A 24,207-nucleotide genomic window follows, 5' to 3' on the forward strand; every position below is an offset into this window, starting at 1 on the left:
TAAATTATTTTTTTGCTAATTTTTCAAAAATAAAAATTTTTTTAGTATGCTTGCACAAAAATAAATATGCATAATCACACATTTCTTTCATAAAGTGCATTAATACATTTTGTCTCATACCAATGTGGTAATTTTTCATATATGCAAAGAATTTATTTTGCACTTTTACTATTTTAAATTTTGCAATCGTTTATATTTTTGGCAATTTTAATCATCACTAAAAAATGTTTAATTCTAGGAGAAAAAATGAAATCTAAATTTTTAATGACACTACCAGTGCTTTTGACTTTCCCAATAGTATCAGCTTCATGCACTGACATTAATCAAAATAATTCAACAGCAGAAAACAATAAGTCTGATTCAAACGAAAAAAATAAAGTAGATAATGCAACAACAGATAATGCAAACAGCAATGAAAATAAAAATGACGGTAAGAGCAAAACTGAACAACCTTCAAAAGACCAAGCTGAAACCTATAGCGCATTAAATGTCAATAAGCAAAAAGAAGAAATGCTTAAAAAGTTAAAAGTGGAACTAACAAAACTAAAAGAAAAGAAGGTTGAACTAGAGAAAACTATTGAAGAATCTAAACCAACAGAAGAGCAACTTAAAAAAGCTTGACAAGATATAGAAAATAAAGCGAACACATCACCAAGCGAGTATGATGAAAACAAACTAAAAGATGCTTATGAAAAATGGCTAACAGTTTATGATAAATTAACTATTGCAAAAAATGAATTAGAAATTCTTACAAAGAGTAAAATAATAGAACAAACTGAGCAAGCTATTGAAAAACTTGAGAATGAATTAAAAGCACAATAACTTTTGTAAATTTTAGCAAATTATTTCAACATAAATCTATTAATTTATAAATTATTAACTATGCATATGCATAGTTTTTGTTTTTTTATAGGATGCTCTAGTTGCCATTTTTACCAAAAATACTATAAAACAGTCAATTAAAGAATTATGTCTTAAGAATATATTATTAATTTATGGTTGCTGTCTAAAACAAACTAAAAAGCTGCCTGCTTTTTATATAAATAATAATAGATAATTGATAAGTAAACTGATATATATCAACAGTGCTACTATTTTGGCTCTATATCTATACTTATTTATATTAAAATAATTAAAAGTTTACTTTTTATTGATGCAATCGCAATTATAGTAAAGCCATTAATTAAAACGTAGGCATAGCTACTTATATTAATTATTATTTTGCTTATAAATTGTGTACAGTATTTCAAAAATAAATAAATCAAGACTTAAATAATCTTAGTTAAATTAATACTTTTACATGTTTTTATAAATTGAAATTCAAAAATAAGCACTGGAAAAGTTCCAATTGCCAATAACCCTATAAATAAGGGATATGAAACAGCTTCGGAAAAATTACCACATGTTTATTTTTTTTTTTTTTTTATTTATAAATATTTATGTACGTACAAATCATATTCATGGAGTTAATAATTCATAAATAAAAAATGGAAAAGTTTTCTAAGTTAAGAACCTATGGAACTGTGCTAATTGTTTTCATTTCATTATCACTTGCTGGAGCAATACTTGACTTAGCATTCATTGGTGCAGGATTTTCATTTACAAAACTGTTTAGTATTTTCTCATTTCCAATTTTTGTAATAGTTATTGTCTTTCTATCGATGATTGTTCATCAAACACCAATTGAAAAAGAGTTTGCTAAATCTAGAAAATTGCTTTTAGTGTCAGTTATTTTAATACCAATTTTAGCATTTTTACAATATATATTTCAACTAGCTATTATACCAACGCTTTTAATTTCGACTTTTAGTGGAAATGTAAAGCCATTCATTATAAATCTATTAGTTAGTCTTGCATTTTGAACTTTAATTGTTGCTTTTTACAGTGTTTCTATTGCACACACAAAAAATCTTAGAAAAGCATATGCAGAAAGAATTAAGCTTTTAACTAGCGCTCAACCTGCTATGAACAATTCAATGCAACAAGCAATGTAATTGCTATTAGTAATTTAAGCCCTCAACAGGGGGCTTTTTCATATAAAATGATTGTTTTAATCACTTATTTCAATTACTAAAAGCGCTATAAAACAGTTGTGTTAGAAAAATGGAACTTAAAAAGTTAAACAATAAATTACTAAAATTACGGGAATGAAAGTATTAAGTGGGTAAGATGGTAATTCAATTCTTACTTCAATATTTATTCTACTCTATTTTATTTCTGGGCATAAGAAAAATTCACAATATTTTATTATTGTGTTTTTTATCCCTGTTTTGTAGTACTTTTAGTCAAATTAAATGATTATTAAATTGTGGTTTGTTTCAGAAATTATTGTTCTAATAATTGTATTGATTGATTTAAGCCCAAAATTCTTTCCTATATATCTTTTTAAGTCGTGAGAAACAAATGTTTCAGCATTACCACTTGTGTAATATTTGTTTGTTATTGTCTCATTTATGAACTTATTATTAGTTGTATAAAACCTTATGAATTTCTTTATATCATTGATTTTTTGCACTGTTTTAGGCTTGGGTGAGAGTAAATTAATTGTATGCTTTAAATAGTTAGTAAACTCATCAAATTTACCTTTATTATACAAATAATTAAGCTCTTTAAAATGGTCTATGCCATCAAATATTCTCTTATTTGCCTTGTTTAATGTTTCATTAAAGCCATATATTTTAAATAGTTCTCTAATAAAGTGATATTTATCAAATACTCTAGTGCTTTGTAGTGCTGTTGCTAATGTAGTAATAACTTTAGCTCCATCTCCTGAAACAATTATTTGCTTATTTGCATATAGTTTAGATAAAGCATTTTGGATTGCATTATGAAATCCTGCTTCATTTTTCTTAATATCTTGCTTAATTCCTAAGTTACTAATTTGCATTATTGTAGTTTTATTTTTTATTTTGTTATCTCTATTATGTTCTAGTGTATGAATTGTAGCCATTCTACATCTAAATTTAGCTTTATATCCATTAACTCTAGCATAAAAATATGAATCATCTGTATCAATCTGAATTGCATCATATTCTTTATCTTTGTGACATTTTAATTCATCCATATTTGCCTGTTTTATAGGGGTTTTGTTTCTATGATATGCATAAATATAATAAGGTATTTTATTGCTTTTGACTTTGCCTAATTTTTTGTAATTACGTTCATAGAGCCTATCATTTAAGCATCTTTCTATATCATCAATGTAATATTTAAGTCTCTTATTATGTTTTAATATCTCATTATGATAGTAAACAAAGCATTTTCTAGTCACTTTGTGTCTATACATATATAGAGTATAGTAATATGCTTCGCCTTTTACTATGATTACTCTTGTTATCTTACGTTCAACATGATATTCTTTTTTACGTTCGGCACTGTTTTTGTATTCTTCAGCTTGCTGGTCTCAAAGCATAAAAAGTTCTTGCATAATTTCCCCTTTATGCCTTTATTATAGATAAAAAAGGAAAATTATCCAAATTAGTTTTTTAACTTATTTAGATATCTTTTCACTAAAAAATATATGTCAAAGTAATTACTTTATACTTACAGTCTAAGTACTTAGTAATTAGTTACTAGTTACACTGTAATTACTTTTAAAGGGCTTTAATTAGCTAAATTATCAATAAATTTTTTACCAAATTATGAAAACTTTTGCATTCCTAGCTAACTAATATAATTGCAAAACACTAATAATTGTTCTTTATGTGCTTAAAATTGGTTATTAAATAAGTATATTTGCAACAACTATAGACAGTAATTAATTTATGATTGCTTGTTAATTAAGTTGTTGTTTATATTAATGAAATATATAAGTCAATTCGATTTAAAAAGTGCATATATTTCTTATGTTACCTAAAGTAAAAAGGTAGTTTTACCCTGTTTTTTATATGTGTATTGTTGTGCTTTTTTATACATATGCAAAACAAAATATAATTACAAACTAATTACATTCTAATTAGTAGCTAATTACTTTCTAATTATTTTATAATAGATTGTAATTATAATTACACATACAGAAACAAGGAGATTAATGACTTTTTTTACTTTCCATTCCAATAAGGGGGGAGTTGGAAAGACAACAATTACACTTAACATTGCATATGCTTTAGCAAAGCAAAATAAGAAAGTTTCTAAGAAATTTAATATCTATAACTTAGACAATAAACAAATATTTGAATTATGTTTTAAAAGCAATTATAGGGTTTATAATAATGAAAAATATTAAGCCTGTTATTAGTTATTATGGGTCTAAATATAGATTATTAAAAAATATATTTAATGTCTTAGAGTTAAACTCATCAGATATATTTTTAGATTTATTTGGCGGTTCAGGAATAGTTGGAGTTAATGCTAAGCATTTATATAACTGCCAAACTATTATTAATGATTATGATAATGTTTTGCCCTTGGATTTATCTTATGCTCTAAAAAACATCTTAAGCTTTGAAGGCAATTTAAAGAGCTACACTAAAGCAAGGTTAGATTACTTTATTAAAAGATTAGATAATGGCTGATTGGATAAACTAAACATTTACAACCAGATATTGCAAAATATTAAAATAACTCATTGTGATTACAAAGTCTTATTACAAGATATTATAGATAGTCAAGACAAGATCACAAAGTTATATGTTGATCCACCTTATTTTAATAAAACTCAAATGTATAAAACTAGTTTTACAAAGCAAGATCATATTGACTTGTTTAATATGTTATCTAAGTTAAAAGGACATACCAAAATAGTTATCAGTTATAACAATGAACCTTTTATAAAAGAGCTTTATAGAGACTGAACTATTAATGAAATTGATAAGACTAATGTTTGTGGAATTAGCAAGACTTCATCAAAAGTTAAAGAACTATTAATTACAAATACTATTTAAATAAATTAGCTATTGATTAAATAAAGAATTAATGTCAAAATAAGCATTATAAAAGCCAAGTTATAGTATCCTGGCTTTTTCTTTATTCTAATTACATTCTAATTACTTTATAATTAGTTTCTAATTAGTTTATAATTATATTGTAATTACTTTCTAATTACAAATTAACATATAGCAATAAAGGAGATTAATGACTTTTTTTACTTTCCATTCCAATAAGGGGGGAGTTGGAAAGACAACGATTACACTTAACATTGCAGATGCTTTAGCAAAGCAAAATAAGAAAGTTTTAATCTTTGACTTTGATAGTCAAGGTTCATTATCAAATGTTCTTAAAAGTAATATAAACTACAATGAAGATGATTCAGGTAAATGATTAAAAAGAACATCAACAGAGCAAGAATTAGCTAATACTATTCAGCATTCTAGAATTAAGAATATATATTATGTACACACCAATTCTTTATTAAATAATGTAAGAAATTCATTGCTTAATACAACATTAAGAGAACTAGTTTTAAGTTCAAACTTAAAGCTAATGAATAATTACTTAGTTAAATTAGGAATTGATTATGTATTCTTTGATCTAAACCCAATCTTTGATGATATAGCAAAAAATGTTTATATTGCTTCAAAGACAGGTATCATCCAAGTTGTAGAACCACATATTTTTAGCTTGCAAGGACTTAATGTTATGCTTTCAGAATGAAAGAATAATACAAGAGAACTTGGTCTTAATGACAATATCCAGGGCATTATCCTAAATAGAATTAAATCTAATAAGTTATCAAAAGACTTCTTCTTTTTCTTGCATGAAGAATATGGGGACAGAACATTAAAAACATTTATACCTGATAATATAGGTATGGCTACAAGTACAATTAGTTTATCTTTTTCAAGTGATATAGCAACACTTAATAAATGAAAAAGACCTAAATGAGTTTTAGAGAGTGACTATAAGGACTATATCAAGGATGGCAATCCAATAGAAAATTTAATTATTGAATTACAAGAAAGAAAGATCCTATAATTAGTTTCTAATTAGCTACTAATTACTTTCTAATTATTTTCTAATTACTATATAATTAGTTTGTAATTATAAAGTACACTGGAAGTGATAATGGAAAACAAAAATATATTTAAACAAGTAGCATCACAGACTCAGAAATTGCAACAAGAAAACTTTGATAAATCTAAAAAACTAGATAATGACCAAGCAGTAGATAATTTATTAAACCAAGCAGATAAGCTTTTAAATAAACCAACTAAACAAGTTAAAGCTAAAAGAGAAGGTAAAGCAACAGGATTGTATTTAACACAATCTTTAGTTGATGATATAACCAAAGTACAAGAGCAAGCTATTAATTTAGGCTTTGGAAAAGTAAGCATTCCTGACTTAATTAAATATGGCATAGTTTACTTTAAAAGATTCATATTAATGAATTTAGTTGAGTTGCCTAAAGATGATAAGTAAATAATTTCAAAGATTAGTACAAAAAATCAAATAGGACTAATTTAATAAGTAGCCCTATTTTTTCCTTTTTCTAATTACTAGCTAATTATAAAGTAATTAGTTTGTAATTATATTGTAATTACTTTCTAATTAGAAATACAACTCATAAGACAAATGCAAAGGATTAATTAATGACAATCAAATTCATAGTAAAAGACAAAAAAACAATTGAACTATTAGAAGATGCTAAAAAGGGAGATCTTATTGATTTATCTAGTGCTGAAACAGTTGACTTAAGTATTATCAATAAAGCAATTGATGAAGCTAAAGACAATCTTTATAATGAGAAAATAGCAACCTTAAAAAAATTATTATTTACTGAATATAAAAGAAAGCTAACAGAAGAAATAAGTGCAATCAAAGACAGGCTGTTTGAAACAATAAATGCTCAAAAAGATAAAATAACAAAATTAGAGACACAAATTAGTAATTTTGAAGAAAACCATAAGCTAGATACTATAGTTAAAGTTGCTGAAGCAATTGAAGGCAAAAATAATGAAATTAATAGGCTTAATGATAAAGTTAAGGACTTAGCACACAAAATTAATCTATTAGAAGTAGAACACAAAAATGAAATAAGCAATAAAGTTATTGAAGCTAATAAATTAAATGAACAAATTAAAAAGTTAAACAGAGAAAAGCTAACTAAAAATGTTAAGGTTCTTGGAGAAGAGTTAGAGAACTACTGCATAAATGAATTTAATAATGTATCTTCTTATGCTTTTAGAACATCAGTATTTGAAAAGGATAACACTGCTATTAAAGCAGAAGGAGAATTTAAAGGTTCTAAGGGAGACTTTATCTTTAAAGTTTATGCTGAAGAAGAAAGAAAAACTCCACTACTTGGTGTAATGTGTGAGATGAAAACAGAGTTAGAATCATCAGTGTATAAACAAAAGAACCAAGATCATTACAAAAAGCTTGATAGTGATAGAGAAAAGAAGCAACTTGATTATGCCTTGCTTGTTAGTGAACTAGAGTATCAAAATAGTGATTGATTAGTTTATAGAGTGCCTGAGTATAAAAATATGTTCGTAGTAAGGCCAATGTACTTTATTACTATGCTTGGTATATTAGAAACAATAGCACTTAAGTATAAAGAAATTACATTAGATAAGCAATTTAAAGAAATTAGTTTTTCTGAAAAACAAAAAATATTAGATGACTTTAAAGACTTTAAAGATAGCATTCTTGATACTACATTAAAATATATTGAAACTAAAGTTAGTGAAATTAATAAATCAGCTGAGAACATTAAAAAAGAAGCTCATAAGATTTTAGAAGGAACAGAAGTAATAATTGACAGACATCTAAATGCAATTAAAAACAAAATTAACAGCTTTAGTATTGGTTCAAGAGTAATTAAACCAATTGAGAAGCTAGCTAGTAAGTAAATAAAGAAAGCCAAGTTGTAGAAACCTGGCTTTTTGTTTTTCTAATTACAATGTAATTATAAAGTAATTAGAAAGTAATTAGCTAATAATTAGTTTCTAATTAGAAGTAAAAACAAGCAACTTTTTTAGTTGCTTGTTGTTGTTTCTTTAAGTCCCTTTCATTTATTTAATCATTCTTTATAAATTTCATTAGCTTTTTTCTTGTACTCTTCTGTTTTATGTTTCTCTTGTAAATCAGTGTTATCTTCTATTTCTTTAAAATCTGAGAACTTGTCTTTCATTACTTTGTTTACATAGTAGGTAATATACTTTTTAATATTTATCTGATTATTATTATTATTAAGGACAAGCTTTGAAGGTAATTTTCCAAATAGAGCTACATAAATAGGGATAACTTCTTCATATAGTGCTCTATGTGCTCAAACAAATGAGTGTTCATAGTCGGCTTTAGTTATTAAAGCACTAAGCTCATCATTAGCCACTGGAAACATTGACACTCTTGTTTCATTTTGATTGTCTGGCTTTTCAACTTCTTTACCTAAGACAGTTTTTGTGGTTGCTATTGTCAGTGTAGAGACTAAGTCATTTAACTGTGTTTGAAATTGTTCTAACTCTTTTTTATAATCTTCTTCTTGTGTTTTTTTCTTTTCATCTTCTTCTAGATTTTTTATTTCTTCTTGTGTTTTAAATGTATGCTTAAATTCCATGAACTTTAATAAAAATAATAAATAGTCTTTATAAGTCTCAATGTTTGTTTGGGTATCAAGATATGCTTTTGCCGGGTCTGAGAACTGATCTAATAGATTAGGAGTGCCTAATACATCATAATAACTTTGATCTCCCCTTTTTATTCATAATTTATTTTCATCTAACTTACTATATATGTCTGAGATGTCTTCAAATGCTCTAGCTTTAGAGAGTGAAAAAGGCAAAAATCAAATATTTTTTTTATCTTTTGTTTGGACGTCTTCAAGCATATCCATATAATCTCCATGAGCTGTGTTGAATTTTATAAATTGATCTTCTCTTTTTATTATTTTTTTATTATAGTCATAAGGAGATTCATCATAACGGTCATTAAATTTATCTATAAAAGTTCCATATGTATCTGAATTTATTGTGAAGTCACGTCTTATCATGTTGTCATGCTCTAAAAATTTTGTCATTTTTTCTAAAAAGTCTTTATGCTCACTTGGTGTTAACTGTACACTACCTTTTAAATAATTTCTAAGCAAGTTATTAAACTCAACAGGTGGAATATATGTATCACTTAATTTCGATCTAAATTTTTCTGATCCAGGTTTTTTAAATAAATCTTCTTTTTGTTCTGGTGGTATAAAAATCATTGGCAAATACTCATCAGTTTTTCAGTTATCATTTTTGTATACATCTGAACTAATTGCTTTGTCTTCATGTGTAACTTTAGCAAAATAGTATTTATTATTCTCTTTTAAAAATGGCTGTGATTCTTTTGAAGTATCTACTAATAAGTGGCCTTTATATTTATTAAATAAGTCTTCCACTTGTTTTCTGCTATCATTATGATTAAATCCTGCTGGTGGCTTAGCATCATCTGTTTTAATAATTGTGGCTGTTGGTTCTAGAATTTTAAACACATTAAAACAAGAAACACTTGCTAATGCTGGTGCTACTGTTGTGCCCAGTAGCAGGGCTATATTTTTTATTCCTTTTTTTATTCTCATAATATTAATTCTAATACAAATATTAGGCAAATAATAGCTATTTTGAAAACAATTTCATATTGTTTTGTAGCATTTACTTAGTTTCCTTCACAAGGTAATTTTATAATTAGAAACTAATTACTATCTAATTATAAAGTAATTATATACTAATTAGAATATAATTAGAAGTTGCCAAAGTCAAATTTAATAGCAAAGTAAACAAATTTTTAACATTATGAATTTTTTTCATATGGCAATTATTAGTACTTAAAACTAAACAAAAAAACTACGGAATTCCATAGAATTTGCTTTATAAATTATTGTATTTAATACCAAAATTAATCTCCTGAATAAATGCTTCTATAGTAGGTTTTCATATCTTCAGTATCAATTAATTTAGTTGATGGCTCAAACTCTCCTAAGCCCTTTCTTGCCTTTTTCCAAGGCTCTTCTAAATGTGTAATAGCTTCTAGTTCATATCCTGATTTATCACCATATGTAGTTCAAACTGCATCAAGCAGTTCTAAAACATTTTTATCTAATTTGCTTTCATCAAAAACTTTTTGCTTAATCTCATTTCAGCCATATTCTTTATAATCATTTCATAATTCAGGAGAAACTGGACTATGTATTCAAGCCTGAAAGGCTGTGTCATTTAATATACCATCATCAAGCAAAGCATAAGCTCAAGCTTCAGCATAATATGTTAGTTTTTGAAGCTTTTTAGGAGTCATACTTTCTTTAGATAAGAACCAATTTGATATATCTTTATAACTATATTTTTTAGCCATTATTATATCTCCTTGAACATATTTATTAACCTAAAAAATTAGGATAAGTATACAAAAAGTAATTAGAATATAATTACTATTTAATTATAAACTAATTAGTTTCTAATTAGATTTGGCTGTGTTTTAAGCAAATATAATAACTTTATAGGTATAAATTACTTTAAATAGCTATATCTTTATTGTGTTAATATAAACTGTTATATGGCTTAGTATATATCTTATTAGTTTACATCCAATTAGCAAACATATAATTAACTTATAATTAGAAAATAATTAGCGACTAATTACACTCTAATTAGATTGTAATTACTATGTAATTAGCTACTAATTAGAGCAAAGAAAAAGCCAGGTTGTTATAACTTGGCTTTTTTAATTTAATTATCTTTGTAAATTCTAATAGGTTTTTGCTTTTTCTTTTGTTTCTTAGTAACACTCTTTCCAGCCTTAAAGCCTTTTTTGTTTAGATAGTTTCTAATACCAAAAACAGTTCCTGATATTAGTCCTAGTGTTGCAATAGCTCCAACAGTTCAACCTGCATAGCTTGCAACTTTGCTAAGAGTACTTCTTATATCTTCACCATTTATATCTTTTCTATGTGGATCTTTTTCCAACTCAGAAATTCATTCAGGATCTTTAGTTGGGTCAAATGAACTGCTAATGTTATTAATAACTGGTAAGAATGCAAAGCCTATAGCATTTTCTTTAGGAATTAGTATGTATATTTTGCTTCTAACTTTATTATCAAGCCCTTTATTAAAGTTTCTGTTCTCTATCTCTTTAATTTTATTAGCTATAGCTTCTTCATATCTTAAGCGTAGTTTCTCATCACTAATACTTGTTGGGATTAATACTTCTTTGCCCAGAATAGTTACTTTATTTTTCTCTTTAAGAACACTATTTACAGCACGATCATATTTTTCCTTAAACTCTTTATTCTCAGGCTTATTTAAGTCTTCTATATCCATTACCAAGTCTAAATTATAAAATGCTGTGCTTAGTCAAGCAATTAAATATTCTTTATTAAATCTATAGTTTAATGGCTCAGTTATCTTTGATACTTCACTTACTATTTTATCTTTTATCTTACTTAATTTAGTTTCACTGATAACAACAGGATTATTCAAGAATATCTCATTAAGCAGGCTTAAATCTACATATTTACTTGAATCAGGATTATATCCTGAAGGTCAAGTTCCTGGATTGTTAGGATCAAAGTTTGACCTGCCACCATTAGGATTATTTTCATCAAAGCTTGAAGGTCAAGTTGAAGGGTCATTTGGATTATATCCTGATGGCCAAGTCTTTGGATCATTTGCATCAAAACCTGATGGTCATGTTCCTGGATTGTTAGGGTCAAAGTTTGACCTGCCACCATTAGGATTATTTTCATCAAAACCTGATGAAGAATTGCCAGGGTTATTATCCCCGTCTGGTTTCTTATCTGGATCAGATTTTTTAGGCTTCTTTTTAGGATCAGATATATTTTGAAATTCAAACACTATTTGATTGTGCAAGTTGGCATTTAGTGGGGTTATGATAACAGTAAAAGTGTTGAACTTATCATATTGACTAGTTTTAATATTTAATTCATATAAATTAGATATTTTAACATCTTTACCTATTTCAATAGGTGTGGTTTTACTTTGATTATATTTTTGAAATTCATCATATATTTTAGATTTTATGAATCTACTAATTTTCTCAGCATTTTGTTTATGTGTGCCTTTTGAATAGTCAATGTTAATTGTATGCCTTGTTTCAATTGGTAACTTGCTTAAATCAATTGGTGGGTAGTAAATATGATGGGCATTGTTTTTAAGATAAAACTTCTTGAAACTAAATTTTTTGTACTTTGGATTGGTAGGAACAAGTGTAAATTCAACTCCTTGTGATTTAGAAGCATCATTTTTTTCAACTTTTAGTGCACTATCTAGTCAATATTTTTTATCATGACTACTTCATTCTTTAATTTCTCATCCTGAGTTTTCATATATGTTATGTTCTTTTAAACGAGTATTTCCCCTAATATGGCTTTTAATATAGTTTGTAACTATATTTTCAACTTCTTTTCTATATTTCTCTTTAACTGTTTCATCTTGTTCAGTAGCATATGTTAAACCATTTAAATTTGGCAATTCATTTCAGTGAACAGCTGTTTCAAATATGTTTTCATATGTAGTATCTTTAGAATCGATATCTGGAAAGTATTTTTTTAAATCATATTTTAAATTAATAAAGTCTAAGTATTTGTATATAAAGTCATTGTATGGCATTTTAGCTAGCTCAGCAAATGTTAATCCCGTTGTAGCTGTTAAATACTTAGCTAAAGGCTCAGAAATTCAGTTATTTGAATGTAAAAATGGTTGGAAGTAATTTTCTAATTTAGCTCCCCTTTCATCATATAGTCTGTCTTTAACTGTTTCATAGAAATAAGACTTAGGGTTGTTATCTTCATCAATTAAAACTAATGAAGCATTAGAAAATGTTGGTATATCTTGACTATTATTAGTTGCATAAACTAGTCAAATTCCTTCATCAGAAAAGTATGAAAACTCACTATTATTATTTTTTAATGGCAATGGCTCAGGAAGAGTATCACTTTTAACATATGTAACAACTTTTTCACCATTTTTATGTTCAGTTTTTTTATTAAAAAGCTTCTTTTTATAGTATTTAACATTTGTTAATGCCTTATCATATTCTAAATTTCTAAGAGCGCCTTTACCTAATACGTGAGAATCAACATATATACCAAAATCTACCTTTTGTTTAATATCATAAAGCAATGAAGGATATGTAAAGTGAAGTTTATCATCTAAGCCATGATTTTTTAAATTATCATTACTTATTCATAAAATTTCTTTCTTAGTTCCTGTAGCTGGATCAATGAAAGGATCATAATTAGGGTTAGGAATTTCTTTCTTTTTATCATCTAAAAGTGGCTGACCTTTTTTATCAAGCAAAATTTTTGATATTAATTGTTTTTGGTCAGGGTTTTTATCAGGATCCCAAGCATATCATTTAATAATTTGTGTAAAGAACTTTTGAATTATTTGATATTTAACAATATATTGCTCATCAATATCTCCTGAGTTGTTTGAACCTGTTTTAAAGCGCTTTAAGTGAATTTCATATTCATTAGTTGGTTGCTTTTCTTTTTCTTTATCTTTAATTTCTTTAGTATTAGCAACAACTCTAAAGTCTATTAACTTTTTCTTAAATTCTTTATTTAAGACATCAACTTTTTGCTTGTTAATTAGCATAATATCTGTTTCAGCATTGTCAGAAATAAATTTGATATCTATTGGTGAGCCAACTAAAAGAGTTCCATGATCATATTTATTTTTCTTATCTGGTTTTTTTATTTGCTTAGCTTCAGTTTGTTGTCAAAAATCTAATTTTCTTTCCTTGTTGTAATAGTTTGCTCATTCCTTAAGAGTTTTTATTGCTTGTGAATATCCATACTTTATGGTTAAGTTATCTCTTAAATTTAAGCCTTGTTCTTTTCTATCAGTTTTATCTTTGGCGTTCTTGTACTCTTTATATAAATTTGATTCAGTGAGATTAACTTCTAGTTCATCATAAGTATTAATACCACTTCCCAGTTCTTTAAGCATATTAGCAAACTTATTAATATTGTAGCTTTGAGCTTTAGTAGCTGGGTTTGAAGCATTTTCAAGAGTTTTTATTAATTCTGCTGTTTTATCACTTCCATTTTTGGAAACACTAACTAGTCTTTTAACTATTTTTGCTGTTTTTTCTTTTGAGCTTACTACTTCAGGAGTTTCTGAAAGCTTTATTTTTCAACCATCAGATAAACTATATTCTTTAGTGCTGGTTTTTTCCTTTAACTTTTGTACATTAGTTTTTAATGGAAACTTCTTACTATCAATGTCAACAGGTAATGATTCATCTAAGTCTCCCATAACATCAGAATCTATTGTTATTTTGCCATTATTTACAATTGATGCACTTTCTGAATAAGCTTTCTTTAAGCCATTAAAAATAGTGTTTAAGTCTTTAAATTTAATACTATCGGATAGGTCATAGTATTCATTTTTAGTTGAGTCGTATTCTAAAGTGACTTCAACTTCTGGATTGGCTGTGTAAGCTCAATAACTTCTGATAGTATTTAATATTTTATGTGATTTATAAAAATCTGTTTTTTCTCAAGGTCTTTCATAGTTTTTAAGCTTATTTTTGGATTCTTCAGTTAAATCAAAACCTACAATCTCTATATTTTGAAAAGCATTTGGATTAGGAGAATAATCGCAACTTATGCTACTAAAGCCTTCTCTTTCGCAGTTTGTTTTAATTTTTGGATTAACCAAATTATTAATTTTTTCTTCAATGCCTGAAATTTCTATAGTAGGATACACATAGTAATAATCTGGATATGGTTTAATATTACCTTCTATGTAACCTTGGTCTCATCAAAAAAAGTTTTTTGCCTCAGAAGTTAAAGATCTAGAATATGGGTAAGCTAGCCCAATAGCACCATGCTGCTTGCCACCACCACGAACAGATGGGTTTAATATAATTCTTGGTGGGTTATGAAAATATTTAGTTCCGCTTGCTGGAAATTGAAATTCCTTTCCAAACACATTGTATTTTATGTTTGTGCCTCTGGGTCAGTCAAATTGATCAACACCGACTAAATATGGTGAATCTGGTAACAAAAAATTCCACTTATAAGTAAATGTTTGCTTTTCTCTTTTTTTATAAACTCCTGACTTAAACTCATCGATTTGACTAAACCTATTATCTATATATGATCTATTAAAATTACTGTCTGATCCTGATAATAATTTATTAGTAATCAAAAATGCTGAACTAGTGCTTTTTAAAGAACCAGCACTAATAAAAGCAAAAGGGAGTAAACTCCCTAATGCTGGCACTAAAATATATCTATATTTTCTACCTTTCATTATTATTACTCTCCTTTATCAAAAAATAGTTCTTTCTCTACATCATTAAAATGTAAATTGATTGCATAACGTTCATTATTTGAAATAGTTGCTAATACCTTTCCCCTTTGTCTTGAAGCAATGAATTTAACTTCTGAATCTAATAATTGATTAGAGTTTTTATAGAAGCCTTTAACAGTTTCAATATCATTGTCTAACAGTCCAAAAAAGAATGAATAAGAACAGTTATTTATTATTCTTGAAGCCATTTCAGCTACTGAAGCTGTTTGCTTATAGTCTGAAGGGTTTTGAGTAGTATGTATTGTTCCACAGTCTAGCTTACGCACTAATTTAGTAGTATCAGCAATATACTCTAGTGTTGTAATATTCTTTTCATTAATGTATAAGTGCTCTTCATCAATACATAATGCAGAATATTTAATAAGTTTCTGCATTTCTTTCATACTTAAGATTCTTACATTATTCTTTTTCTTGTATTCTTTAATAATAATTTTGTTATTTAAAGCATTATTAAAGATAAATTCATTAATTAAGCTAAGAAGCACCATAATACCCAATCTAGCTGTTATTGAGCCTTGTGTATCAGTTAAGTTGTCATTTTTGAACACAACTACATCATTATTAATGCTTACTGTTGTATGGCCATTATATAGCTCTCTTAAGTTACCATTATTTTCAAATTCAATGCTTAGTAGCTCTGCAAAGTCTAATATCTCTTTATGTCTTTGCTCTCTGTCATGATGATCATCAGGTATTTCATACTCTCTCATTGATTTAATTAAGTCTGACATTGTAGGTCACTCTTTGTATGTAAAGTCTGACACTTTATTTAAGTTATAAATACCCCATTTTTCATACAAATGAATTATTTGTTGTCTTAAAATAGCTGATTTTTTGCTATCTAAATTATCAAAAACAATTGAGAAAAACTTATTTAGTCAGTTAAGATGGTTATTGACAATAGATTTAATATTAGCATTATCTACTTCATCTTCACTTCTTGCTATAAATGATCTTACTTGTAATGGGTTAATTGTTGTTCCTGAGCCACTTCCTAGGTCAATAATTTGACCGCCTAAAGTATTAGCTCATTTTAAGTATTCAGCTTGTGGGTCAATTACAATTGCAATATTACCTGCTGATACAGCATTAGTAAGAATTTTCTTAGTAAAAGTTGACTTACCCATACCAGGTGTACCTAATATCATTACATTATGGTTTGTTCTATATTGAGTAAGCTTGAACATATTTCATACTAAAGCTTCATTACTTTCTCTTAATTCTTTACCAACTAAAAGACTGTTACCATCATTAAGTAGCTTTCTATGAATTGGATAGCCTACAGCTTGGTTTAATGATGTTATTTGGTAGTATTCTCTATCTAATTTAGTAACAGGAAAGTTTATAACGTCTAAAAATCCTTCAAATTGTCTAAATAATAAAGAGTTGATACCAAAGTTTTCTTTTGCTCAAGTATTTTTTAACTTAATATTTCTTGCTCTTTGTTCTTGCCTGTCTTTTACAGCATCAAAGACAAAAATGTTTGCATCAAATAGCTTGTAATTCTCTTGCTGAACTTGTTCAATCATAGCAATTATTGCTTGCTCTTCAATGCTTGATGAAAACTTACCAACTACTGTGTGATCCACACTCATTGAATCTTCATTTCTTTTGGCCGCCTTATCAAGTAATTTATTAATAGCATTTTGATCATTGTAAGGAAATAAATTTCATACAACAGTGCCTGAAATTGTAAACATTTGCTTAAGTCATTGAGCATTAAGTCTGTTGGCTGTTTTTCCAACACATTTAACACTATATTGATCGCCATTTATAGAGATGATATCTCTATTAAAGATAACTTCTTCATAGGCAAATAACTGATCTAAGCTATCTTTTTGACCATAAATACCACTTAAATTTAAATAGCTATGAATTTGTTCATCACTTTTACCAAAGCGGTTTAGTTTATTTAAGAACTTAAGCAGTTCAAAGTCTTGTAATTTATTGTAAGTAAATAGCCCTAAGTCATTAATTTTTTGCTCAAATGTTATAAACATTTCTTCAAGTGAATCAATTGTTGGGGCATTAATTACTAAATAGAAAACACTTGTTGTAGTTTCAGTTTCTAATTTTGAAAAATCATTGATATTAGCTTGATAATATCTATTTCAAAACTCATTGTTTTTATTTAGTAATTGCTTATTTTTAGATGAGTTATTAATAAATTCTTTGTTTTTGTCATACTTAATTTTTTCATCTAATTTAATAATGGAAATTTTATGTTTAAAGCTGTCTAAGATTCTTGCAAAGTTATCAATTAATCTAATTTGTGTATCAGCATTTTCTTTTCAAATATCCTGTCCATTTATTTGCAAAACCATAAAGTAATTATTGTGTTCAGTTTTGCTAAATAATTTATTGGTAAATATTTTGTTTTTAACAACATCAGATGAAACTAATGATGAATATGGGTTTAAATCAGCACTGTCTCTTTCTTTATTGTTAGATAGCTCCTTTGCAAACTTATGGGGCATTGACTTGAATTTAAACATTCTAATCAAAAGCTCATATATCTTACAATTCTGGCCTGAAGGCAATATAAGTATTAATAAAGTGAAAAACATAATAGCAAATACTATTCACTTATATTGCAATGCAAAAGGCCTAAATGCTAAAAAGGATACTAAAAAAGAGATTAATATAACAATAAAGAATTCAATAACATCTTTTCAAGAGAAAACTCTTGTTATTTTAATTTTCTTATATTTTAGTCTATTAGGTTGTAGCATTTGTTCCTTTTCCTACATTAGGTTGATTTGATTGTTTAGTCACTGTAGCTAAAAGCATTGAGTTTGTGTTTTTGCTTTCTTTGTTGAATATATCAGCAAAGTTTACTCTTGATTGTTTTTCAAGGCTCTCTCAGTACATGTTTAGTTGTTCTTCATGTGATAAGTGGGTAAGGTTGTTTTCTTTTGCAAACTTAGCAACTCTTTCATTATGTTGCTTAATTTGCTCTTGTTGCTTTTGCAACTCTTGTTTTTCTTTTTGCTTATTTTTCTTTTGAGAAACAGTATTTTCTACTGCACTATAAACTGCAGTTTTAGCTTTTTCTCTAACTACTACTTTAGCTATACCTTTTAAGTTAAACTCTTCAGTTTTTATTTTAAATAAGTTAGCTGTAATAGTAGTTCTTAATAAATTTTGTGGTTTAAACACGCTAATAGCACCTGCTAGATTACCATCACTAATAGCTTTTAATTGCTGTTCAGCAATTTTAACTCCTACACGTGCTACTGGTTTAGCAAGTTTTCCAGCTGGGATGAAATTTAGTGCAAACTGCCCTGCTTTGGAAGCAAGGCTAATTATTTTTTTCCTATGCTACCCCCTTGAGCTGGCGCTGCTTCTGGTAATCCACAAAATCTCATTATTACTGATTGTAATTTCCCTAAATTTCTGTAACCTATAATGTTTATTATTAAGGAAACCATTACACTGTGAAATCCTAAGAAATAATCAGTTAATTCAACCATGTTTTCAACTGCTCAGTTGATTATGTAGAATGAGAAGAAAAATAACACTAAAGATAGATAATTAGAGATAAAACTGTCCTTTCATGCTCTTAATTTCCTACCATTATCAGCAAGAGATAATGCCACTATAATAGGGAATATAAAGTATAAAAGTACAACTGGTACAATTCTTCCCGCATTTCTAATCATTGTTTTTAAAACAGAACCATAAATAAAAATGACAGTTATGAATGTAAACAATGCTCCTCTAACTGCATATCCTATTGCACCACCAGAAAGAAATATTAATGCTGGTATTTTTGAATGAACAGCTGATATCACTGATCATAAACCTGGAATTGAGGCAATGCCCCACTTAAATTCATAGCCATTTGCATCATTTCCAGAACGTACTATTGAGCCTTCAAAAGGTTTTTCATCAATTACTTCTTGAAAGTTAGGATTAAATGTTCTATTTATAAAACCTACTCCAGTGCTTCCATGTTCGTTTCCATCTATAAGTTTAAGAATATTTATTATAAATTCATTAAATAACAAAATGCCTACTTGAAAACCTAATAAAAATAAAAGACTAATTACACTTTGTTTTACAGCACTACGTAATAATGCTGATGAACTACGAAATTCTGAAATAGAAAATTTAATAATTATAAGAAAGAACATTACTACTCAAATTGCTGTACTTACAATCAATATGTGAGCAAATATGCTTGGGGTAGTGAAATTAGTAATGTCATCATTAGGTTTAAGGCCAAACAATATAAATTTTGTTCCATCAAATACAATGTATCTAGCAACCAATAATGCATAAACAAAAAGTGTTGCAAAAAGCAATGCTATAGCCATTATTGGCATTCATATAACCATACCAACTGGTATTGCCGCTAAGTAATCAAATAGCCCCATTAATCTATACCTTTAAGTTGTAGTAAATTGGTTGAGTAAATATATTTAGTAATCTAGCTACTCCCGGTGATGGTTGGCTAGTATTATTGACAGTAGCATGTGTATTACCTTGAGTATTTCTTATAAATGATGTTAATCCCCATGCTAAAACAATTAAAACTAAAGCTGCTGCACCCCACAATATTTTGTGAGTGTTTTGTTTTCTTTTCATAGGATCTTCTTCTTGTTGGTTTTTAACCATTGCTCAAATTAAAAGAGCAATAACTATAACAACAGTTATACCTGTGAATATACCAAACACAACATTAATAATTGAATCTATACCTGATTGTAGTTTTGTTAATCCAGCTGTATTAATTGAATCATTCATATTTATCTCCTTTGTTTCTTTTTATGTTTTTTAAATCATCAAATTGGATATATCAGTGCTAGTGATATATATAAAATCACTGCTCCAATTAGCAAATTAAACTTGATTGTTGTTAGTGCTCCTTGTTGTACTAAGTATTGTCAATAAGATACACAAAGTAACAAAAACCAAATTAAAGCTACTTGTAAAACAATATATGTTACTAAGATTGCTATTGAAGCTTTTTTAGATATTTTTCTCATACTTAATTTTTTCATTTAATCCTGTTTTATAGTCCTATTTGTATAATATTATTAAAAGAATTATGCAAATAGCAAGCAGACAAAAACAAATAATTCCTGTGGTAATTAATAAGCTTTTGTACTTAGGATTTGGCTTTTTAATTTTTTTCATTGTCTTATAAAATTACTTTTTAAATCCTTGTAATATGCTTTGTTTTACAGCATCCATTGATGCAGTCTTTTTAACTTCTTGTTTTGCACTTTCAATGTTTTTGGTATCAAAGGCATCAGTTGCTTTTGGGCTTTTAGTTGCTTTTTTAGCTGGCTCTTTAGCAACTGTAGGCTCACTTTTTAATGCTTTTGTTGCCTCTTCCTTTGACTTGCTTATTTGATTACGAAGTTCATGTTTTAACTCTTCTTTCATCTCATTTAAGTCTTTTCTGCTGAAGTTTAATTCTCTTTCAGGGAAGTCATTTTCTCTTTGTATTGTCTTGGTTCTTTCATTTAAAAAGTCATACATTCCTACACCACCAACAACTAAAAGTCCTGTTGATAATGGGAAAGCTACAATGGCTACTATTGCAAATAAAGACAGAATCGCTGTAGATGGCTTAATTAATCATTCACCAAATCTTTTAAGTTCTTCTTTAGCCTTTGCTTTTGGTCTTGATTTCTCTCATTTTTTATACTCTTCATCAGTTGCAGGAGTATTAGCTATATATTTATCATTTGATATGACTTTTCCTTCATTATCATATGTTATATGTGAGCCTGTTTTAAGGCCTTTAACTCAGTCAGTAGTTGACTTTAGTTTTCCATTTTCAAAGTTTTTTTCTTGTCCATGCTCAAGATTATTTTTGTAATCTATTTGCCTTTTAATTTGTCCTGTTCCAGGTTCATATTCAGTTAATGTACCATTTAATTTGTTATTTTTAGCTTGGCCAGTAATTGATAAATTACCATTTTGTACTCAGTAAAAATTACCATCAAACTTATTGTTTTTAACTTCATAATAACCATAATTGCCTTGCAATTCAGTAAAGGCAAATTGTTTACCATTTTTATAAGTAATAACATCAAAATTCTTGTTATTTATTTTTTTATTTTCCATTGATACTCTTGATTCATAACCAACAGGATCAAAGCCGGGATTAACTCATGCCATATTATTCTCCTTTTACATATATGCCTGTTTTATTGGCATATTAGTATTTTTAATCAAATCTATTGACTATATCTAAGGCTATGCTGTATAAGTCATTTTCTTGCCTTACTTTTTCATTTATTTCAGTTTCTCTATCAATATCTTCACTTTGCTCTATCTCTTCACTTACACTATCTTGTGCTTCACTATTAGTTAAATTGCTTAAGCTTCATTTAGTAATTTCACTAGATGTTTCATCACACTGGTGCACATAATTATCATTTGTAAAATGCTTATATGCTAATTTAGTTTTAATAAGCATTGGCTTATAGCCAATAATTGAAATAATGGCTAGGTCTTTATTCTTAGACTTTATTTCACTAACACTCATTAATGGTTTTTCTTCAATGTTTTCAGTAGTACCTGATGTTGAGCCTTTTGACCTACTATCATATGAAGTAGATTTTGATATTTTCTTAACTTCTTTTTTACCTAATGATTCTGATAATTCTTTAAGTGTGTCTTCATCATTACTATTTAAAAAGTAAGTAAATTGTAAGTTTGAACGAATTGTTTTATCAACTCCATCTACCTTGTCATTGTACTTTTTAAGCTGGTTGTAATCTTGAAGCACAAATTGGAAGAATATATTCCTGCTTCTTGAAATAGTTACTTTATTATCTAAATTAATAATCTTTGGTAAGTTTCCTGCTTCATCAAGTAAAAATAGTCATTTTCTATCTAGCTTTTCTGATAGATATATGCCATATTCATCTTTTCTTTTACCATTTTCATTAGCTTGGCTAACTAATGCTTGGTAAATTTGGTCAATTAGCATACTAATTAAGAAGTGATGAGATGGTTTATGGTCTGGATAGTGAATAAAGATAGCTACTGGTTGTTTTTCTTTAGCAATTAAGCTTAAGTCAAAGCTTTTTGTTTGTGCAATAACTCTTTGTACAAATTCATCATTAGTAAAGATGGCTAATGCACTAGAAACAAATGACAAAATACTTTGGAAAGTTTGTGCATTTTTAGCTTCTGATAGTAATGCTTCAACTTCAAATCACAATTCTTTTCAAATTAAGTCTTCATCAGCTTTTAGTTTAACTATTGATATTCAGTCTTGATTTGCATCCCAAGCAGGGGCAACACACAATTTACCTACTGAAATTAAGTTAAAGTCTTGAGCTGAAACTAAATCAGGTCTTTCTAGTGATACCAATAAAAGGAATTTAGTTGCTGTATTGATAACTCTTTTAGCATTATCAGTTCAAAACTTTTCATCAGTGTCTGATCAAGGCAATTGCTCTATAACATTATTAATTTCACTAAAGGCTTTATAAATGTTTTCAATATAAGCTTTTTGATCACTATATTCTAAATGAGCTTGCTTGTATACATAATATAATGGGTTTCAACCATTGCTATATTCAGGCTCACTAAAGTCAATTGCAAATATTTTATAGTTTTGGTCACTTAGCTTTTTGCCTACAGCTTTAATTATTTCTTTTTTAGGGTCTGTAATAACAAATGATGCCTTGTATTTTGGCCTTAAATGGCTGTTATATAGTATGTTTGGTAAAATTACTCTTTGTGTTTTACCACTACCAACACCACCAATTACGACACTGTTGATATCATTTTTACCGTTATTAATTCATCATTTTTTTAAGCTATTTGCATAATTAATTACTCAGTTACCATTATTTTGATTATGTTTATAGTCAGGAGAAACTAAGAACTGCTTTTTAAAAAATGATCTATCGCCAACTAAAAGCTTATCGTTTCAAAGTCAATATTTACTTTCATTTGTTTGTTCTTTTCTTTTTCTAAAGAACACAAAATATACAAGTGCTCCTGAAAGAATAAGAAATAACATTGGAGTAAATATTATGAAGAAGTTTGCATTCCTTACTATATTATGCTTAGAAAGATTAATGTAATCACTAAATGTTTTGACCTTAGAAAGATCATCATATGTTCTTAAATTAATAAAATTAATAACTAGCAGAAAACCAATAGTGGTAAAGATAATTGAAGCTATAACAATAACAATAATTTTTATTGCTATTTTTTTCATTAATGTTTAACTCCTTTTATTCTTTTATATAAGTCAATTTGCATTGTCTTATTTGGTTAAATACAAAAGTGTTAAGTAGTTAAGTTTTTTAATGCTAATCACTGTTGCTTTCTTTAATTCAAGAAACAATATGTCCTTGATCCAAGTGATTATCTAAATAATCAAAAACTCAATCTCTTTCATCCACAAGGAATCATTCATATGGATTATTACTATTTCCAGTGTAAACTAAATCATTATCACTTGATAAACTGTTTAATCAAGGCAACTCTTTATTTCTTTTCTTAAACAGAGTATAGAGTTCTCAATCAATTCAGTCATAATGTTCTTGTTCATTTAGCATTTCTTTTAAGGCAAAAACTGGCTCAATATCAAAATCAATTAGAAAATTTAAATAATCAGCGCCACACGCAAAATTGTTAAAGTGCTTCATAAAAACTGAATTATCAAACTGTAATGCTATTTTTGTAAGTTCTAATAGTTTTTGCAATTCAGATATTGTTAGTGCTTGTGATTCAATTACTTTGCAAGTGTTAAAAGCAAAATTTGTTGCAGAAATTGGATATCTAGCAATTTTTTCTAGATTAATAAAAATGCTTTTAACCAATTCAACATATTGTGATCTTTCCTGTTCACTTTTAAATGAAGACGCATTTTTATTTAAAGTTTTTAAAAAATACTCTTCATTACTAATTAGATCCTTTGCTAATAATTTCTCTATATCTTTATATTCAAAATACTTTTCCATATTTTGTTCAC

The 24,207-nt window shown here is 27.4% G+C and carries 18 protein-coding genes; 7 read left to right on the top strand and 11 right to left on the bottom strand.

Features of this window, described 5'->3' with window-relative positions:
• Positions 1-246 precede the first annotated feature (246 nt).
• Both MAGA_RS03425 and MAGA_RS03430 read left to right on the top strand, forming a co-directional pair.
• On the top strand, positions 247-822 hold the full coding sequence (locus MAGA_RS03425) for a hypothetical protein (protein WP_013022235.1): 576 nt from the start codon (positions 247-249) through the stop codon (positions 820-822).
• A 665-nt stretch (positions 823-1,487) separates the two neighbouring features.
• Positions 1,488-1,994 (top strand): hypothetical protein, encoded by a 507-nt coding sequence (locus MAGA_RS03430; protein ID WP_013022236.1) that lies wholly within the window; start codon positions 1,488-1,490, stop codon positions 1,992-1,994.
• Positions 1,995-2,290: 296 nt separating this feature from the next.
• On the opposite strand, the gene MAGA_RS03435 is transcribed toward MAGA_RS03430, so the two are convergent.
• Positions 2,291-3,427 (bottom strand): Mbov_0401 family ICE element transposase-like protein, encoded by a 1,137-nt coding sequence (locus MAGA_RS03435; protein WP_013022096.1) that lies wholly within the window; start codon positions 3,425-3,427, stop codon positions 2,291-2,293.
• A 603-nt stretch (positions 3,428-4,030) separates the two neighbouring features.
• Between MAGA_RS03435 and MAGA_RS04785 the strand changes: the two genes are divergently transcribed.
• The 5 genes from MAGA_RS04785 to MAGA_RS03460 all read left to right on the top strand — a co-directional run bounded on the left by MAGA_RS04785 (position 4,031) and on the right by MAGA_RS03460 (position 7,790).
• On the top strand, positions 4,031-4,225 hold the full coding sequence (locus MAGA_RS04785) for a ParA family protein (protein WP_013021950.1): 195 nt from the start codon (positions 4,031-4,033) through the stop codon (positions 4,223-4,225).
• Positions 4,212-4,883, top strand: a complete 672-nt coding sequence (locus tag MAGA_RS03445) for a DNA adenine methylase (protein WP_013021949.1) — start codon at positions 4,212-4,214, stop codon at positions 4,881-4,883. Before MAGA_RS04785 ends, MAGA_RS03445 begins: the two co-directional genes overlap by 14 nt.
• A gap of 190 nt (positions 4,884-5,073) precedes the next feature.
• A complete protein-coding gene (locus MAGA_RS03450) occupies positions 5,074-5,913 on the top strand; it encodes a ParA family protein (protein ID WP_013021948.1) in 840 nt (279 codons plus the stop codon).
• A gap of 90 nt (positions 5,914-6,003) precedes the next feature.
• The gene (locus MAGA_RS03455; RefSeq protein WP_013021947.1) at positions 6,004-6,357 is read left to right on the top strand and encodes a hypothetical protein; all 354 of its coding nucleotides are present in this window, start codon (positions 6,004-6,006) and stop codon (positions 6,355-6,357) included.
• A gap of 170 nt (positions 6,358-6,527) precedes the next feature.
• The gene (locus MAGA_RS03460) at positions 6,528-7,790 is read left to right on the top strand and encodes a DUF2130 domain-containing protein (protein ID WP_013021946.1); all 1,263 of its coding nucleotides are present in this window, start codon (positions 6,528-6,530) and stop codon (positions 7,788-7,790) included.
• Between the two features lie 125 nt (positions 7,791-7,915).
• On the opposite strand, the gene MAGA_RS03465 is transcribed toward MAGA_RS03460, so the two are convergent.
• From MAGA_RS03465 to MAGA_RS03515, 10 genes are all read right to left on the bottom strand, one after another.
• Positions 7,916-9,493, bottom strand: coding sequence for a CDS14 family ICE transfer lipoprotein (locus tag MAGA_RS03465; RefSeq protein ID WP_013022237.1), 1,578 nt, complete (start codon positions 9,491-9,493; stop codon positions 7,916-7,918).
• A gap of 317 nt (positions 9,494-9,810) precedes the next feature.
• Positions 9,811-10,263: a Panacea domain-containing protein gene (locus MAGA_RS03470; protein ID WP_013021944.1), complete on the bottom strand. Its 453-nt coding sequence runs from the start codon at positions 10,261-10,263 to the stop codon at positions 9,811-9,813.
• A gap of 374 nt (positions 10,264-10,637) precedes the next feature.
• Positions 10,638-15,191, bottom strand: coding sequence for an Mbov_0399 family ICE element protein (locus MAGA_RS03475; protein ID WP_013021943.1), 4,554 nt, complete (start codon positions 15,189-15,191; stop codon positions 10,638-10,640).
• 5 nt (positions 15,192-15,196) lie between these two features.
• Positions 15,197-17,983: an Mbov_0397 family ICE element conjugal transfer ATPase gene (locus MAGA_RS03480; protein ID WP_013021942.1), complete on the bottom strand. Its 2,787-nt coding sequence runs from the start codon at positions 17,981-17,983 to the stop codon at positions 15,197-15,199.
• Positions 17,970-18,410 (bottom strand): hypothetical protein, encoded by a 441-nt coding sequence (locus MAGA_RS03485; protein WP_013021941.1) that lies wholly within the window; start codon positions 18,408-18,410, stop codon positions 17,970-17,972. Before MAGA_RS03485 ends, MAGA_RS03480 begins: the two co-directional genes overlap by 14 nt.
• A 146-nt stretch (positions 18,411-18,556) precedes the next feature.
• Positions 18,557-19,630 (bottom strand): Mbov_0396 family ICE element transmembrane protein, encoded by a 1,074-nt coding sequence (locus MAGA_RS03490; RefSeq protein WP_013022095.1) that lies wholly within the window; start codon positions 19,628-19,630, stop codon positions 18,557-18,559.
• A 4-nt stretch (positions 19,631-19,634) separates the two neighbouring features.
• The gene (locus MAGA_RS03495; protein ID WP_013021938.1) at positions 19,635-20,000 is read right to left on the bottom strand and encodes an Mbov_0395 family pilin-like conjugal transfer protein; all 366 of its coding nucleotides are present in this window, start codon (positions 19,998-20,000) and stop codon (positions 19,635-19,637) included.
• Between the two features lie 405 nt (positions 20,001-20,405).
• Positions 20,406-21,386 carry a toxin-antitoxin system YwqK family antitoxin gene (locus tag MAGA_RS03505; protein ID WP_013021936.1) on the bottom strand — a complete coding sequence of 327 codons (981 nt, stop codon included), beginning with the start codon at positions 21,384-21,386 and terminating at the stop codon, positions 20,406-20,408.
• A 49-nt stretch (positions 21,387-21,435) separates the two neighbouring features.
• A complete protein-coding gene (locus MAGA_RS03510) occupies positions 21,436-23,448 on the bottom strand; it encodes a type IV secretory system conjugative DNA transfer family protein (RefSeq protein ID WP_013021935.1) in 2,013 nt (670 codons plus the stop codon).
• Positions 23,449-23,542: 94 nt separating this feature from the next.
• A complete protein-coding gene (locus tag MAGA_RS03515; RefSeq protein ID WP_013022094.1) occupies positions 23,543-24,196 on the bottom strand; it encodes an Mbov_0392 family ICE element protein in 654 nt (217 codons plus the stop codon).
• Positions 24,197-24,207 lie beyond the last annotated feature (11 nt).

Origin of the sequence: Mycoplasmopsis agalactiae, assembly GCF_000089865.1 — a bacterium.
GTDB lineage: Bacteria > Bacillota_I > Bacilli_A > Mycoplasmatales > Metamycoplasmataceae > Mycoplasmopsis > Mycoplasmopsis agalactiae_B.